Annotated in this window: 13 protein-coding genes; 8 read left to right on the forward strand and 5 right to left on the reverse strand. The window is 63.2% G+C overall.

Features of this window, described 5'->3' with window-relative positions; translation table 11 throughout:
* Positions 1-35: 35 nt before the first annotated feature.
* Positions 36-887, forward strand: a complete 852-nt coding sequence (locus AADZ55_RS14540) for a sulfurtransferase (RefSeq protein ID WP_085327219.1) — start codon at positions 36-38, stop codon at positions 885-887.
* 206 nt (positions 888-1,093) lie between these two features.
* Here the strand turns inward: AADZ55_RS14540 and AADZ55_RS14545 are convergent, their stop codons facing one another.
* A complete protein-coding gene (locus AADZ55_RS14545; RefSeq protein ID WP_133056459.1) occupies positions 1,094-1,420 on the reverse strand; it encodes a hypothetical protein in 327 nt (108 codons plus the stop codon).
* Between the two features lie 1,874 nt (positions 1,421-3,294).
* On the opposite strand from AADZ55_RS14545, the gene AADZ55_RS14550 reads away from it, so the two are divergent.
* The 6 genes from AADZ55_RS14550 (at position 3,295) to AADZ55_RS14575 (ending at position 10,347) form a co-directional block, all read left to right on the forward strand.
* The gene (locus tag AADZ55_RS14550; RefSeq protein WP_085327235.1) at positions 3,295-4,509 is read left to right on the forward strand and encodes a PPE family protein; all 1,215 of its coding nucleotides are present in this window, start codon (positions 3,295-3,297) and stop codon (positions 4,507-4,509) included.
* 107 nt (positions 4,510-4,616) lie between these two features.
* Positions 4,617-5,717 (forward strand): PPE family protein, encoded by a 1,101-nt coding sequence (locus tag AADZ55_RS14555; protein ID WP_085327218.1) that lies wholly within the window; start codon positions 4,617-4,619, stop codon positions 5,715-5,717.
* Positions 5,718-5,905: 188 nt separating this feature from the next.
* Entirely contained in the window at positions 5,906-7,207 is a 1,302-nt protein-coding gene (locus AADZ55_RS14560) for a M23 family metallopeptidase (RefSeq protein WP_278248631.1), read from the forward strand.
* A 21-nt stretch (positions 7,208-7,228) separates the two neighbouring features.
* Positions 7,229-8,221 carry an alpha/beta fold hydrolase gene (locus tag AADZ55_RS14565; protein ID WP_085327216.1) on the forward strand — a complete coding sequence of 331 codons (993 nt, stop codon included), beginning with the start codon at positions 7,229-7,231 and terminating at the stop codon, positions 8,219-8,221.
* A 148-nt stretch (positions 8,222-8,369) separates the two neighbouring features.
* On the forward strand, positions 8,370-9,065 hold the full coding sequence (locus tag AADZ55_RS14570) for a M15 family metallopeptidase (protein ID WP_085327234.1): 696 nt from the start codon (positions 8,370-8,372) through the stop codon (positions 9,063-9,065).
* Between the two features lie 67 nt (positions 9,066-9,132).
* The gene (locus tag AADZ55_RS14575; RefSeq protein ID WP_085327215.1) at positions 9,133-10,347 is read left to right on the forward strand and encodes a MalY/PatB family protein; all 1,215 of its coding nucleotides are present in this window, start codon (positions 9,133-9,135) and stop codon (positions 10,345-10,347) included.
* Positions 10,348-10,356: 9 nt separating this feature from the next.
* On the opposite strand, the gene AADZ55_RS14580 is transcribed toward AADZ55_RS14575, so the two are convergent.
* Complete coding sequence (locus AADZ55_RS14580; RefSeq protein WP_085327214.1) at positions 10,357-10,614, reverse strand: DUF7218 family protein; 258 nt, start codon at positions 10,612-10,614, stop codon at positions 10,357-10,359.
* Positions 10,615-10,692: 78 nt separating this feature from the next.
* On the reverse strand, positions 10,693-11,865 hold the full coding sequence (locus tag AADZ55_RS14585; RefSeq protein WP_085327213.1) for a TetR/AcrR family transcriptional regulator: 1,173 nt from the start codon (positions 11,863-11,865) through the stop codon (positions 10,693-10,695).
* Positions 11,866-12,004: 139 nt separating this feature from the next.
* Here AADZ55_RS14585 and AADZ55_RS14590 point away from each other — a divergent pair, with 139 nt between their 5' ends.
* Positions 12,005-13,780: an acyl-CoA dehydrogenase family protein gene (locus AADZ55_RS14590; protein WP_085327212.1), complete on the forward strand. Its 1,776-nt coding sequence runs from the start codon at positions 12,005-12,007 to the stop codon at positions 13,778-13,780.
* A gap of 3 nt (positions 13,781-13,783) precedes the next feature.
* On the opposite strand, the gene AADZ55_RS14595 is transcribed toward AADZ55_RS14590, so the two are convergent.
* Positions 13,784-14,968, reverse strand: coding sequence for an acyl-CoA dehydrogenase family protein (locus tag AADZ55_RS14595; protein WP_085327211.1), 1,185 nt, complete (start codon positions 14,966-14,968; stop codon positions 13,784-13,786).
* A gap of 18 nt (positions 14,969-14,986) precedes the next feature.
* The gene (locus AADZ55_RS14600; RefSeq protein WP_242670355.1) at positions 14,987-15,775 is read right to left on the reverse strand and encodes an SDR family NAD(P)-dependent oxidoreductase; all 789 of its coding nucleotides are present in this window, start codon (positions 15,773-15,775) and stop codon (positions 14,987-14,989) included.
* Positions 15,776-16,084: the final 309 nt, after the last annotated feature.

Raw genomic sequence — 16,084 nt, forward strand, 5'->3', positions numbered from 1 at the left:
TGCGACATGCCATTCCATTGAGACGGAGGTAACCGGTGCAAGCACGCGATCGGGTCCTGATCACCGCCGACGAATTGACCGGGCTGATCCAGGCGGGCGACCCGCTGTCGATCCTGGACGTGCGCTGGCGCCTTGATGAACCCGATGGGCGTGCGGCCCACCTGCGGGGTCACCTACCGGGAGCGGTATACGTCTCACTCGAGGACGAACTCAGCGACCACACGATCGCCGGCCGCGGCCGCCACCCGCTGCCATCGGGGTCCGGCCTGCAGGCCGCCGCCCGCCGATGGGGTATCCGCCACGATGCACCGGTCGTGGTGTATGACGATTGGAATCGAGCCGGTTCGGCGCGAGCGTGGTGGGTATTGACCGCGGCCGGGATTGCGAATGTACGCATTCTAGACGGCGGGTTGTCCGCGTGGCGGTCAGTCGGCGGGCGGATCGAGACCGGACCGGTCAGCCCACAGTACGGGAATGTGACTGTGCTGCACGATGATTTGTATGGCGGAGCGCGACCCACCCTGACCGCGTCGCAAGCCGGCGCGGGCGGTGTGGCGCTGCTCGATGCCCGCGCACCGGAACGCTTCCGCGGAGATGTCGAGCCCGTCGATCCGGTAGCCGGTCACATCCCCGGCGCGAAAAACGTTCCCAGCGGCGCTGTCCTGGCCGACGACGGCACGTTCCTCAAAGCCGGCGCCCTTCGCCAACTACTGTCCGACCACATCGATACCGGCGGCCGCGTAGGTGTTTACTGCGGCTCGGGTGTCAGCGCAACTGTCACCGTCGCGGCACTTGCAACGATCGGCCACGATGCGGCGCTATTCCCAGGGTCATGGTCCGAGTGGAGTTCGGATTCGACCCGTCCCATCGGCCGCGGCCCGGAATAGTCAGCCGCCGGCTAACGGGACGCCGTGCGCGTCGTGAAGCAGCGGGTGTTGCCTCAAGCCAAGCCGCGGCAACACCCGCTGTCACTCCGAAAAGCTTTGGGGGGAAACGCAAGTAAGTTTACGAAGAAGACCGTGCGTGTCCCCCCAAAGCGCCTTAGGCCAGGCTCGATGCCGGCTCCATGTGGAAGCAGTGCACCGGCCTAGTGCTAGTGGTTGTTGGGGCGCGGCTGGATCTGCACGTGCTGCGGGGGCTGTGGAGCTGGCGGGTTCGCCGGAGCCGGCAGGTGCAACGGCGGTGGGTTGTTGGGGGGCGCTGGCATCGGCCCCAGCCGCGGCGCAGGCGGCGGTCCCGCCGGCGCAGGCGCCGGCCCCACGTGGATTGGCGGCGGCGGTGCAGGCGATGGCACACCCGGCGCCGCCGGTACCGGCACATTGCCCGGCGCAGCGCTGGCTACTCCGGCAGCCACGCCAGCACCACCTATCCCGAGCGCGCTAGCCAACAACAGACCAGCAAACACCTTCTTGACCTGCATAGCTACACCTTTCTAGAGCAACGATAACGAGTTCAATGCACTTCAGTTGCAATCGAAAACGGTATCAATAGGTACCCTATGTTTCTTTGTGGACCGGCTGTGTCTTTGCTGTGCAGCGGGAAGAGTCATATACCCGCGCTAGCTCCGCGCCGATCTTGGCAAGCCATCCGCACCCGCCAACGCACCCGACATCTGTCAACCAGCTGCAAACACGCAGAGAAGGATCGTGGATTGGCCAATGATCCGCTCATCATGATTCGTACTTTGGCCTGAGCAAAATCGGCACATCGCCTGGCCCAGCATGCAAGTTACGCTATCCGCAAATTCCCCTGCCACAGACCCGAACTGGCGTGGCCCGTTCTGGCGAGCGGAATGTCGTCGCGCAGAAATTTGGCTGCTACGCAACGACTGCCAACCACGACTATCCCAGTAGATTTGACACGTCTGCCACTAACACGTATATCAGTGCCGATACGGACCGCCGCGGAGTTAGCCGACGCTCAAAGTCGATCTCGCACACGACACCCAACCGGATATATTGACGCTCACAAAATATTTGCTAGATTCCCGGCCCCAGCGGTCAGTACGCATGCCACACGCGATAGGACCGCCGATACGGATAGACGCCTACGGCCGACTAGGACAGTTGCCAAGATCGCTTTCGGCGAGTGGATCGAGCAAGACCACGACCGGCGCAGACGTCACACGGCCATCCAAACGGACTCAACCCAGACGTACATGAAGCAGTGGGGGTTGCCTCAAACCAAGTCGAGGCAACCCCCACTAATCAGTCCGAAAGCCGATGGGGGAAAACGCAAGTCGACTCACCAAACCTGCGCATCCCTGCTAGCACACGTTACGGGCCCCAGCTGCAACGGGCCCATACCGTTGAGAGCTGGCACCGGCCGTTGTGTACGTTGGCTATCAGTTCTGCGGCGGGCGTGGCGCTTGCGGCGGGCGTGGCGCTTGCGGCGGGAGTTGCAACGGCGGTGGGTTGTTGTTGGGGGGCGCTTGCACCGGCCCAAGCCTAGGCGCCGGGGGTGGCGCCTGTGGCTGTGGCTGTGGCTGTGGCCGTGGCGGTGGCGGTGGCGGTGTCGAATTGTGGGGCGCGGCGCTGGCTATGCCAGCAGTCACGCCAGCACCACCTATCCCGAGCGCACCAGCCAACAACAAACCAGCAAACACCTTCTTGACCTGCATAGCTACACCCTTCTAGAGCAACGCTAACGACTTCAATGCCTTCAGTTGCAATCGGAAATAGTATCAATAGATACCCTATGTTTTATTGTGGACCTACTGTGCGTTTGCTGTACAGCGGGTAGCGTCATCGACATGGGCTAGCTCCGCGCCGATCTTGGCAAGCCATCCGCACCCGCCAACGCACCCGACATCTGTCAACCAGCTGCAAACATGCAGAGAATTGTTGCGGTTCTGCCAATAATCTGATCATCATGATTTGTACTTTGGTCTGAGCTACATCGCCGCACCGCCCGGGCCAGCGTGCAAGTTGCGCTGTCCGCAAATTGCGTTGTGACCAGGCCTTAACTGGTGTTGTCCGTCCTGGCGAGTGGAAAGTCCTCGGACAAAAATATGACTGCTACGCAACGACTGCCAACCACGACTATCCCAGTAGATTTGACACCTCTGCCATTAACGCGTATAAGCGCGCCGATACAAGCGGCCACGGGGTTAGCGGGCGCCCACCGCCGGTCTCTCACACGACAACCACCCGGATATATTGACGTTCCTGAAATATTTGCCGGCTCTCCCTTTGGCCGGTCGTCGCTGCGCAGGCCACACGCGATGAGACCGCCGACATCGCCACACCCACGTCGCAACGCACACCCACGTTAGAAAGGCATTTAGCAATGTTCATGGATTTTTCGCTGTTGCCACCGGAGATCAACTCCGCGCGAATGTATTGCGGCCCCGGCTCGGGGTCACTGCGGGGGGCCGCAGCCGCCTGGGACGAGGTATCGGCAGAGTTGCAGTCAACTGCTGAAACCTACAGTTCAGTGCTCTCGGATTTGACCAGCTTTGAATGGCTAGGCCCGTCATCGGAAGCGTTATCCGCCGCCGTCACCCCATATATCGAATGGCTGAACATAACCGCCGCACAGACAAAACAGACAGCAACGCAAGCGAGCGCGGCCGCCACCGCATTTGACCAGGCACTCTCGATGACGGTTCCCCCGCCGGCGATCACGGCCAACCGCGCCCAACTCGCCTATCTGATAGCAACGAACTTCTTCAGCCAAAACACTCCAGCAATCGCAGCCACCGAAACCGCCTACGCCCAAATGTGGGCGCAAGACGCTACCGCAATGTTCGACTATGCGACCACCTTGACAGCGGCAAAGACACTCACACCATTTACCCCCCCGCAACAGGACACCAACCCTGCCGGTCTGGCCGCCCAAACCGCCGCCGTTACCAAAGCCGCTACCCTCGCCGGCGATAGATGGCTAGGCAATCTCTTCATTAACATTGGGAATGCCCTAGTACAGGTTGGTGAGTTGTTGATGCCAGAAGCACCCGAAGTGGGCATCATTCTCGTCACGCTGGGAGATATCCTAAAACTATTGGGCCAACTTATAAATGCCCTCCCAAGTAATGTCATCTTCAAGGAGGGTTTCACCGTCATGGACGCGGTGCTCGGCTTTTTTCAATTGATTTATGCAACCGACACCGTAAACGGAATGGTCACCGGGGCGATTGGCGCGGAGAAAAGCCTGGGCATCTTGCCCAATCTGGGGCCGCCGACGGGCCCACCCCAGGCTCCGCTAGAGTTGGTCGCCCCACTGAACTCCATTGCCCAAGCGCTCAACGGAGCTCACGCGGGCCTCGAGCGCCCGGTCTCAGCCACCCTGGGCAGCGCCGATTCGATCGGGTCAATCTCAGTGCCCCCCAACTGGAAAGCAACGGCGCTCAAGGGCTCGCCGCTGTCCACGTTGCCGGCTCACGAAGCCGCAGCGATAGGGATGCCCGGACCGCCCGGCATGCGTTCGTCGGGAACGGAACGTCCCCGAGTTGCGCCCCGGTACGGGTTCAAGCTCAACGTCATGTCACGCCCACTCGTCGCAGGATAAGGCCAAGAGGTGCCGCCTCGACAACACCTCTTGAGGCAGATTCCCACCGCCGATGGTGCCAGTGGAATACGTCGCAACGCACACCCACGTTAGAAAGGCATTTAGCAATGTTTATGGATTTTTCGCTGTTGCCACCGGAGATCAACTCCGCGCGAATGTATTGCGGCCCCGGCTCGGGGTCACTGCGGGGGGCCGCAGCCGCCTGGGACGAGGTATCAGTAGAATTGCAGTCAATTGCTGAGACCTATGGTTCAGTGCTCTCGGATTTGACCAGCTTTGAATGGCTGGGCCCGTCATCGGAAGCGTTATCCGCCGCCGTCACCCCATATATCGAATGGCTGAACAAGACCGCCGCACAGACAAAACAGACAGCAACGCAAGCGAGCGTGGCCGCCACCGCATTTGACCAGGCACTCTCGATGACGGTTCCCCCGCCGGCGATCACGGCCAACCGCGCCCAGCTCCGATCGCTGATACCAACAAACTATTTCGGCCAAAATTCCCCAGCCATCGCAGCCACCGAATCCGCCTACGCCCAAATGTGGGAAAAGGACGCTACCGCAATGTACGACTACCATGCGGGCACCTCGATGGCCGCAAAGACACTCACACCATTCACCGCCCCGCAACAGGACACTAACCCTGCCGGTCTGGCCGTCCAAAGCGTCGCCGCTACCAAAGCCGCCACCAAGTTGGGCGCTACGCCAATCTTGAACTGGATTGTCAGGGAAGACTTCACTCTCCTCGATGGCATGTTCGCCATTTTTGCAACCATGAGCGCGATCAGCACGGTCGAAGGGATGATTACCGGGGCGATTGGTGCGGAGCAAAGCTTCGGCGTTTTGCCCTATCTGGGTCCGCCGACCGGCCCACCCCAGGCCCCTCCGGAGTTGGTCGCCCCCATCGACTCCATAGCCAAGGCGTTGACGGGCGCTGGCGCGGACGTTGAGCGCCAGGTTTCAGCCACCATGCGCGGCGCGGGTCTGATCGGGCAAATGTCCGTGCCTGCCACCTGGAACGCACCGGTGGTTGCCACGGCCAGGGCGTTCGAGGGCACGCCCTTGATCACGTTGCCCCCCGAAGACGCCGCGGCCGCCGGAACGCCCGGGCTGCCCGGCATGCCGCTATCGGGGACCGCACGCCAAGGAGCGGGACCCCGATACGGGGTAAAGCTCACCGTCATGTCACGCCCACTCGCCGGAGGATAGGGGCACGACCGAACCAGACAGGTGTCGTGCGTATTTCCTTGTGAGGGAAGAAAATTGGCGCGATGATGATCGGATACGGCGAGAACACCTGGGTGCGCCAGCCCTCAGCCCCAGCTGGCACGCCTCCACCAAGGTAGCGGGCAGAATGCTAGCCTGCACCCGTCGCTGAACGAGGAGGCACACCGAAATTGACGGACGGGCAATCGCGGTGGCAAGGACTCGGTCAGTTCTGCAAAGCCCTGACTGTCATCGTGTTAATGCTCGTCGTTGCCGCGTGTACGGTCCCGGCCAGAAACGACGCAATGGCGGGCGTTACCGTTCCCGACGCGTTCACCCCCCTGACCGTGGCGCCGATCAGCCAGGCAACGTTCCCGTTCCCCGGCACCGATGGCAAATACCACCTGGCCTTCGACATGCAGCTCACCAACGCCACGTCGGTGCCCGCCAGTCTCACCGCCGTCGACGTGGTCGACGGCCGAAACCCGACGAACGTGCTTGCCTCGTTCGACGGCCACCAATTGGTCGACCCCGCTTGCAACTACGGCAACTGCAATCGGCTCCGGCTGCTACCCGCCAGGCCCGCCCCCGACTTCGCGATCCCTGCGCAAACATCGCGGTCGCTGCTCATCGATTTCTCGCTGGACACGTTTGGACAGTTCCCGAAAGCGGTGATGCTGCGTTTGCATGGCACCGGGGCGGCCGGTCCGGCAGCCAAAGATCCCAGCCCGATCAATACCCTGGGGGCTCCGTTCGACATCTCGGCCGACACGCCGCGCGTCATCGGCCCACCGCTGCGAGGCAACAACTGGGTCGCACTCAACGGGTGCTGTGATCCGGGGTGGGGGCACCGCGACGCAATCCTTCCGGCGAACATGAAGCTCAACAACAGCCAGCGTTTCGCGATCGATTGGATGCGCACCAACGACCAGGGGCAGTTCTACACCGGAGACCGGACCAGGAACGAGAGCTACGTCGACTATGGATCCCCGGTGTATGCCGTGGCCGACGGCACCGTTACCGCGACGCTGGATGATCTGGCAGCCAACGTGCCCGGTATCCTGCCCGCGTCCGACCCCACCCTCGCCGCGAAGCTGACCGTGCAGAACGTCGACGGTAACCACGTCATCCTGGACATCGGCGGCGGTCTGTACGCCATGTACGCCCACTTCCTCAAGGGGTCATTGCTGGTGAAGCCCGGCGACAAGATCAAAAAAGGCCAGCAGATCGCGAAACTGGGCAACACTGGCAACTCCAACGCCCCGCACCTGCACTTCCAACTGATGAACGGTCCCTCGCTGGTTGAGGCGGATGCCGTGCCCTATGTGCTGGACAACTTCAGCTACCAGGGCCAGGTCAGCCGAGAGTCGATCTGGAACGCCGACAACTACCTCAGCGGATCGTTCTTCGGTCCGGACCGGCTACCGACACCGCAACCGCGGACCAACGAACTGCCCGTTCTGTTGGCGATCGTGAACTTCCCTGAGAACTAAACCGACTGGGAGGCTGGCATCTTGGACATCTTTACGGATTGGCAGAGCGGCGGGACGCAATTGCGCTGGCGGTCGTCCACCGACGCCAACGACGGCGCGGAAGTCACGGTCTTCAGCCGGCGATGCGGCACGCCGGGGGCACCCCCGCTGGTGTGCGTACACGGCTTCCCGACGTCAAGCATCGATTTCTTCGCCTTGGCGCGAGAACTGGGCGCAGAGTTCGACATCTTCCTGCTGGACTTCCCGGGCTACGGATTGTCCGACAAACCACCCGCGCCGTATGTCTATTCGTTGTACGACGATGCGCGTCTGCTGGTGCACGCGATCACCCAGGTGTGGAAGCTGACCGAATTCCGGATGCTTACCCATGATCGCGGCAGCAGCGTCGGCATGATCGCTCTGAGCATGTTGGCCGCCGCCGATCCACCGGCCCTGCCGGTCGACGTTTTCGTGACCAACGCCAACATCTACCTTCCGCTGGCCAACCTCACCGCATTTCAAACCGCACTTCTCAACTCCGCAACGGCACGAGCCACGGCCGCCTCCGTAACGCCGGAGCTGCTGGCGGCCGGCCTGGGAGCGAACACCTATATTCCGCGCCGCACAATGGAGGATCCCGAGATCGCCGCGGTGGCCAAGTGCTTTGCGCACAACGACGGAATCCGTGTGCTGCCAGACACCATTCAGTATCTGCATGAACGCGCCGCGGATGAAACTAGTTGGCTCAAAGCGCTTTCCAAGATTCGCGTGAACACCACGCTGGTGTGGGGACTGCACGACAACGTCTCGCCACTGCGCGTCGCGAACCATGTCTGGCAGGCGTACCTCAGAGACATGCCCGGCCGGAGCCGTTACTGGGTCATACCCAGCGCCGATCACTATCTGCAATGCGACGCTCCTGCGCAATTGGCGCACATCGTACGGCTCACCGCCGGTGGCGAGGACATCTCGCTTCAGACACTCGAGGACCGACCCGACGGTGCGGTGCTGGTGGACCAGCTGAATCGTGGGTAACCGACGCTTGATCGTAGCCATCCGCGGGCGATTCGAACTTGCGCTGGCACGGTCGGCCGTGCGCTTGCACATCCTGGCCGTCGTAGTCGCGTTCGTTTCCGCCCTTGGGGCCGGTGTGGCCTCGGGGCAGCCGGAATCCGTTGCGCCGATGGATTTTGTGGCCCTGCGGGAAGTCGATCCGACAATCTTGCAAGACATCCGATACTTCACGCCGCACAACTTCACCGGCGACCCGGTTGATGGGTACCTCGCGCCGGTGTGCATTCTCACGCGTGAGGCGGCGCAAGGACTCAAACGCGCGCAAGAGCGGCTGGTGGAGCGCGGCTACGCCCTGAAGGTGTACGACTGCTACCGTCCACAGCGGGCGGTCAACGATTTCGTCGCCTGGGCCGAGGATCGCAGCGATGCGCGGATGAAGGCCGAGTTCTACCCGCGCGTCGACAAGTCCACCCTCTTCCGCGACGGGTATATCGCCGATCGCTCGGGGCACAGTCGCGGCAGCACCGTGGATCTCACCCTGGTGAAGCTCCCGGCCGTACCGACTCGGGCGTACGTGCCGGGCGAGCCCCTGGTTGATTGCACCGCCCCCGCCTCGGCGCGCTTCCCCGACGATTCCATCGACATGGGAACCGGCTTTGATTGCTTCGACACCCTCGCCCACACACTCGACCCGCGGATCCAGGGTGAGCAACTGAAGAATCGGCTGTTTCTGATGGAGGTTCTGCAATCACAGGGCTTCGTGAACTACGAAAACGAGTGGTGGCACTACACCTACCAACCGGAGCCCTTTCCCGACACATACTTCGACTTCCCCATCGAGCAATCGTCGCTTGCGCAGCGATAGTGGATGCCCGCGGGCGAAGGCTCACCTGGTGAGTCAGGACCAACCGGCCGCGGCTTAACCTGCCGTAGTGACACCAAACCCACTCGAACAGCCGACACTCGAGCAACTGCGCAGCCAGCGCACCAGCATGAAGTGGCGTGCGCACCCCGCTGACGTCTTGCCCCTATGGGTCGCGGAGATGGATGTGCAGCTTCCGCCGACGGTGGCCGAAGCCCTTCATCGAGCTGTCGACAACGGCGACACCGGATATCCATACGGAACCGCGTATGCCGAAGCAATCAGCGAATTCGCCTCCGACCGTTGGCAATGGCACGACCTGGACGTCAGCCGCACGGCCGTGGTTCCCGACGTCATGCTGGGCATCGTCGAGATGCTGCGGCTGGTCACCAATCGTGGCGACACCGTTGTCGTCAACTCACCGGTATACGCGCCGTTCTACGCCTTCGTGTCGCATGACGGCCGACGGGTGGTCGAGGCGCCGCTCTCCGGCGACGGCCGGATCGATTTGGACGCGCTGGAGGAAACGTTCTCGCGTGCCCGTGGCTCGGGCGGCAAGGTCGCCTACCTGTTGTGTAATCCGCACAACCCAACGGGGTCGGTGCACACCGCCAACGAACTGCGCGGCGTCGCGGAACGCGCCAGACGGTTCGATGTCCGGGTGGTCTCCGACGAGATTCACGCTCCGCTCATTCTGCCCGGCGCACATTTCACTCCCTATCTGAGCGTCCCCGGCGCGGAAAACGCGTTCGCGCTGACGTCGGCTTCCAAGGCGTGGAACCTGTGCGGACTCAAGGCGGCCCTGGCCATTGCCGGACGCGAGGCGGCGACCGACCTTGCCCGGATGCCGGAGGAGGTCGGCCACGGCCCGAGCCACCTAGGCGTTATCGCGCACACCGCGGCATTCAAGACCGGTGGCACCTGGCTCGATGCGCTGCTGCGGGGTCTAGACGGCAACCGAACGTTACTGGGCGCTCTGGTCGACGAGCATCTTCCCCGGGTGAAATACCAATGGCCACAAGGCACTTACCTTGCGTGGCTAGATTGCCGAGAACTCGGCCTCGACGACGCGACCACCGACGAGATGGCCAACGACCTGGCGGTGGTCTCCGATCTGTCCGGGCCGGCCCGCTGGTTCCTCGACCACGCCCGGGTCGCGCTCAGTTCTGGCCACGTCTTCGGGACCGGCGGCGCCGGGCACGTGCGCATCAACTTTGCGACCTCCCGCGCCATTCTTACCGACGCCGTATCGCGGATGAGCCGGTCGCTACTCGACCTGCGGTAGCGACCGAATTCAGTGACGGCGCAGTTTGGTGATCAGCTGGTCTTTCGTCAGGCTCGAATACCCAGACAAACCTAGCTCTTTGGCGCGCTTCTTCAGCTGTGGCACCGTCCAGTCGGCATACGACCCGGCCTTACCGCCTTTCCGGCCGACCGCGGACTTACCGCGCGCGGCAGCCGCGTTGGAGATTCGGGCAGCCTTCTGCGCCGAGTTGCCCTCCCTGCGTAGGTCCCGGTACAACTTTTCGTTCTTGATCGACGGGTTCGGCACGTCGTCACCTCCTGTGCGCGATGGAACGCCGCTCTAGTGATGCCCCGGCCGGCGCGGGTCCAAACCTGGGCTCGGCCGTCAACGTCCAAGAACGGCCAACGTCAACGCGGTCAGGTCTTCGGTCACACCTTCGCACGCCGCCAGTCGGTCGTTGTGGATAACTTCGCTGACAACGGAATATGCGGCTCGCGCCCGAGCCTTGGCCGACGCCGACGGGATTGACGGATCGGCTTCAGACAATACGAAAGCCAGCTCGTCCGCGTAGGCACGCTGTCGCTTGCGCCGCTCCTGCCGGTCCTCCGGCGGCAAGTTGTGGGTCTCAAACATGTTGAGGCAAACCAGGTCACGACTGCCGACAGCAGCCGCGACGTAGCTCGAGACCATGTCCTCTACGGCGTCGGAAGGTTCGCTCGCGTTGGCCAGCGCACGGTAGATCACGGCCCCAATCTGATCGCCAAGCCGCGAGAACGCCGCTGCCAGGAGTTTCTCTTTGCTACCGAATCGCCGGTTGACAGCCGAGCCGGTAACGCCCGCTGCCGAGCCGATGTCAGCTAGTGAAACGCCGTTGAAGCCACGCTGATGGAACAGACGTGCCGCTTCGGCCAGGATCGCCTCTGGCCGGAAGGCTCGCGCCGCCCTCGCGCGAAGGTCCGCTCGCGCGGGGGGAGTCACGATCGTCGACCGTGGTGGCAATCCGACATCGAGGATACTGCGGAAGATGTCGACGCCCAGTGCCGGCAAGTTCAACTCGGCGGGGCTTTTCGCGAGGGCTAGGCTTACCATTGCGCCGCCGATCGCATAGGCGCGCAGGTGACGTCGATTGTCTTGTGCGCCATGGCTGTTGACGGCGGAAACTAGTGCCTGGCACCTCGCCTCGAGCGGAGCCCGCATGTCGAGGTCGAGATAGTCGAGCTGGCGGAGACACACCGCGAGGCAGTCTGGAGCGGCCAGGGCCGCGGCGATCGTTCTCTCGACCGGCCCTGTCCGCGGATCCGCCAACGCCTCGGTATCGGCGGCCCACTCGAGGTCCGTCAGGAGCCGGTCGATGATCCCGGAGAGCAGACCCTGCTTGCTCGGGAAGTAGTGGTAGACCGCGGGGCCGCTGAGTCCGACCGCCGCCCCGATGTCGTCGATTCCGACCCCGGTGAACCCCCGACGCCGGAACAGGGTCGCCGCGGTGGTGAGCACCAGATCGCGGCGCAGGTCGGTACCGGTCTGCGATCTGGCTCGCGTTCCCACCACCCGGGCCACCCCCTGATCTTAACGCATGTGCACTTTTGTTGACTTCTACGAAGAAAGGTTGTACCACGTAATAGAGGACTAGATTGAACGATGAAGAACTTGTGCATACCGAGCGGAGGACGCTTTGACTACGATCGAAACTAGCCCGATGAAAGCGCCCGCTCCGGTCGGACACATCGCCAACGACACCACGGGCATGAATTTCTGGCGCTCCGACCGCGCCTTCCAAGCCCTGCTGGCCCGCTATCTCTCCCCTGAGCTGCTCGATCACCTTGAGCCGTACTTCGACGCACTCGGCGAGCTGGCCGGCGGCAGGCTCGATGACCTGGCCCGCATCGCGGACCGCCATCCGCCGGTGCTGCATCCGCGCGATCGATTCGGCCGTGACGAAGACTGGATCGAGTACGACCTCGCCTATCGGGAGATGGAGAAGATCGCCTACGAAGACTTCGGCATGCATGCGGTCAGCCATCGTGCCGGGGTCCTGGGGTTCGGTGGCACGCTGCCACCGAGCGTGAAGTTCGCGCTGCAGTACCTGTTCGCTCAGGCCGAGTTCGGCCTGACCTGTCCGATCAGTGCCACCGATACCTCCGCGTATGTCATCCAGAGATTCGGCAGCCCGGCGCTAAAGAGCCATGTCCTTCCGCACATGCTGTCGCAGGACCCGTCCACCATGTGGAAGGGGGCCCAGTTCATGACCGAGAAGGCCGGTGGCTCCGATGTCGGCGCGAGTGAAACGATCGCCGAGCACGAGGGCTTCGATGCGAACGGACTCGATCGGTGGAAGTTGTACGGTGACAAGTGGTTCTGCTCGCATACCGACGCCGACATCGTGATGATCCTGGCCCGGCCGGTGGGTGCCGGCAGCGGAACCAAGGGACTGGGTCTGTTCGCCATGCCCCGCTGGCTCCCGGAGGGCGGGCGCAACAGTTACCGGATCGTGCGGCTGAAGGACAAGCTTGGGACACGGTCGATGGCCAGCGGTGAACTCCTGCTAGACGGTGCGACGGCGTACCTGGTGGGCGACGTCGACCGCGGCTTCGCGCAGATGATGGATCAGGTCAATCTTTGCCGTCTCTCCCAGGGCGTACGCGCGGCGGCGATGATGCGCCGCTGTCTGAACGAGGCGATGGTCATTGCGCACAGCCGAATTGCATTCCGCGAGTGGCTGATCGACAAGCCGCTGCTGCGTCGTCAGCTGCTCAAGATCATGGTGCCCACCGAGCAGGCGCTGTCGATGGTGAACTACGCCGCTCACCTGTGCGATACCGAAGACCATGCAACCCTGCGGCTGTTGACGGGGCTGGTGAAGTTCCGCGCATGCCGGGACAACATCAAGGTTGCCGCGGGGGCACTGGAAGTTCGGGGCGGCAACGGGTACATCGAGGAATTCGTGAATGCGCGCCTGGTCCGCGACGCCCAGCTCGGCACGATCTGGGAAGGGACCAGCAACATTAATGCGCTCGATATCGTTACCCGGGCGGTGCAGAAGGACAAGGGGCATGAGGCCCTCGATGCTGCCTTGCATGGCATCCTGGACCGCCAGCCCGGAATTCCGGCCGGTTTCCGCGGTGAACTCGCGTACTACCTCGACAAAGCGATCGAGTTCGTAGTCGAGGTGGCCGCCGACCCCCAATGCGAACAGGAATGCAGAACCGCAGCCACCGGTCTCTACAACGCAGCGAGCGCGGTGCTGCTCGCCGCAGAAGGCACCGACTTCGGCGAGGCCGGAGCCGACTCACGCCGGCTGCTGCTCGCACGCCTGGTGATCAACCACCGACTCCGTCCGTCCGACCCGTTGGCCGCGCGTGGATCCAGCGCCGAGGACATGATCCACGACCGCTTGCTCGACGAGTCGCCGGTGTCCCTCGACGACGCCATCGCTTTGGTCGAGGCCGCCGCCCTAGCCAACCAAGTCGGGTGACCCTCAGAGTCCGAATTGGTCCTCGATGAGGCCGAGCCAGATCTGCGCCGAATCGATGGCAACCTTCTCACTGATGAACGCATGCTGCGTTCCGGTGTACATGTCTCGAAACGCGCGTTCGAGGCGGCTGCCCTCGCGGATCGAGCTGGTCCCGGCAACCAAATGGGCCCATTCGGCGCAGCTTCGGGCCACATCGGTGGCATAGACGGCGGCCGCGCGCATGTCCGCCCGCAACGCCGGGGTGAGGTCTGCATCGCCGGCAACGGCTGCCTCGGCGGCGGCAAAGGCATCAAGCACCAAGAGACGAGCGGCGCGCCACGCCGCGACGTGGTGCGCAAGCCCCTTCTGGAAGGTCGGGCGACTGGCCAATGACGCCATATCGCTCATTCGGTACTTGGTAGCGGCCAACTCGGCGACATCATCAAGCATGCTCTTGGACACCCCGAGTGCCCACGATGCGTGACCGGCGGCCGTCACTGGCATTAGGCCCATCCGAGTAGCCGGCGAGCTACCCCGGTACGGCACGCGGGTGAACAGCGGAAATGTCCGATGAAACGGCACGAACACATCCTCGGCGCTGTAATCGTAAGATCCAGTTCCCTTGAGCCCCTGCACATACCAGCCGTCGTTGAATTCGATGTCTTCCCGCGGCACCACGGCCACCCGCATGTCGGGGATGCCTTCGCTGACCCAACGCATCTGGCCATCGTCCATCGGAAAGAACCCGGCGGCGATGTATTGCGAATGACCGATGCCTGAGCCGAAACTCCACGATCCGCTCAACCGGTAACCGCCGTCGACCGCGCTCCCCTGTCCGTTGGGAAAGAACTGGCCGCCCAGGGTGACTTGGTTGTCATGAGCACTGAACACCTCGGCAAAACCCTCGTCGGGTAGATACGTCGCGGCCGCGAACCTCGACGGCAGGTTAGCGATGCCGATCCAGCCGAAAGAACCATCCTGCCAGGCCATTTCGATCCAGGTCTCGATCATGTCGGCAAACGACGGCTCAACACCGCCGGCTGCGACCGGACTGATCGCCGCCATCAGCCCGCTCGCCCACATCTCATCGACAATCGCGTCGGTGAGGGTGCGTATCCGCTCGGATTCGGCGGCCTCGGCCCGCACCAGGCCGCGCATCCCCCTGGCCAAAGCAACGACTTGGCCACTCACTTCGGCTGTCGACGTCATTGCTGTTTCCTATCTACTTCACTGGGGAAAGCCAAAAAGCTGGACCACCCCGTGATCGCGGCCAGCCGTATAGCCGCCGTCGACGGCAATCGCCTGACCGGTGACGAAGGAGGCGTCCGCCGACAACAGGAAGGCCGCCATTGCCGCGACCTCGTCCGGCCGGCCCAACCGCTGTAGGGCATGTTCAGTGGTGATCGACGCCTGGGGACCCGCCATCCCGGGCATGCCGAAGACGCTCTCGGCCATCGGCGTTGCGATGAAGCCCGGGCAGATCGCGTTGGCCCGAATGCCGCTGGGCCCATAGTCGAGTGCAATGTTTTTGGTCAACAGCACCACACCACCTTTGGCGGCGTTGTATGAACTGCCGCCGGCGGTGCCTTCAAGCCCCTCGATGCTGGCCAGGGTCACGATTGAGCCACGTTCGCCGTCGATCCGGGATTGCTCGATCATCCTCGCCAGCGCCGCCTTGGCGACCAGGAATGTGCCGGTGAGGTTGATCGCGATGACCCGGTCCCATTCGGCCCGGCCGAGCAGATGGACTGGGCCGCCGCCGGCAACCCCGGCGGAATGGACGACACCGTCGAGCCGGTCGGGCACCGCGTCCATGACCGCGGCAACCGCGGCTTCGTCGGTCACGTCGGCGGTCACGAACGTGAACCGCGGGCCGAAGTCCGGCGCCGAGGCCAGGTCGGCGCCGACGACGGTGCCGCCTTCGTCCAGCAGGCGGCGGGCCGTGGCCAGGCCGATGCCCGACGCCGCACCCGTCACGACGAAGGTGCGCGAGCGGGCACGATCAGCACTTATCACGTCGGTCCCTTCTTGCGGCGGCCTTCGATTGCTCAGCCGGTACGACCGACCCCGCGCCGGCCGCATTGGATAGCCAAAGGAAGTCTGACACCGTAGCCGCCTCGTCGATCGCGTTTCGCTGAAGAATCGCACACGTCGGCGACTCAGCTCGGATTCTCTACCGCCCGCGCGCGGCAGCCGGGATCGGAAGAAAGCCCAATAGGTCGGTGAGACAGGTCTATTTCCATTGCGGCGCAAGGCAATTAGCGAAGTTGGTGATGTCGTCATGGGCAGAATCCGCGCTGGCGTGGGCGAAATGTGGGTAGTATC

The sequence above is a fragment of the Mycobacterium decipiens genome (assembly GCF_963853665.1).
GTDB classification, from domain to species: Bacteria; Actinomycetota; Actinomycetes; order Mycobacteriales; family Mycobacteriaceae; genus Mycobacterium; species Mycobacterium decipiens.

Coding starts and splice junctions, on each gene's coding strand:
- AADZ55_RS14545 (WP_133056459.1), bottom strand. CDS start 1,420: ATGCAGGTCAAGAAGGTGTTTGCTGGTCTGTTGTTGGCTAGCGCGCTC.
- AADZ55_RS14550 (WP_085327235.1), top strand. CDS start 3,295: ATGGATTTTTCGCTGTTGCCACCGGAGATCAACTCCGCGCGAATGTAT.
- AADZ55_RS14555 (WP_085327218.1), top strand. CDS start 4,617: ATGTTTATGGATTTTTCGCTGTTGCCACCGGAGATCAACTCCGCGCGA.
- AADZ55_RS14570 (WP_085327234.1), top strand. CDS start 8,370: ATGGATTTTGTGGCCCTGCGGGAAGTCGATCCGACAATCTTGCAAGAC.
- AADZ55_RS14590 (WP_085327212.1), top strand. CDS start 12,005: ATGAAAGCGCCCGCTCCGGTCGGACACATCGCCAACGACACCACGGGC.
- AADZ55_RS14595 (WP_085327211.1), bottom strand. CDS start 14,968: ATGACGTCGACAGCCGAAGTGAGTGGCCAAGTCGTTGCTTTGGCCAGG.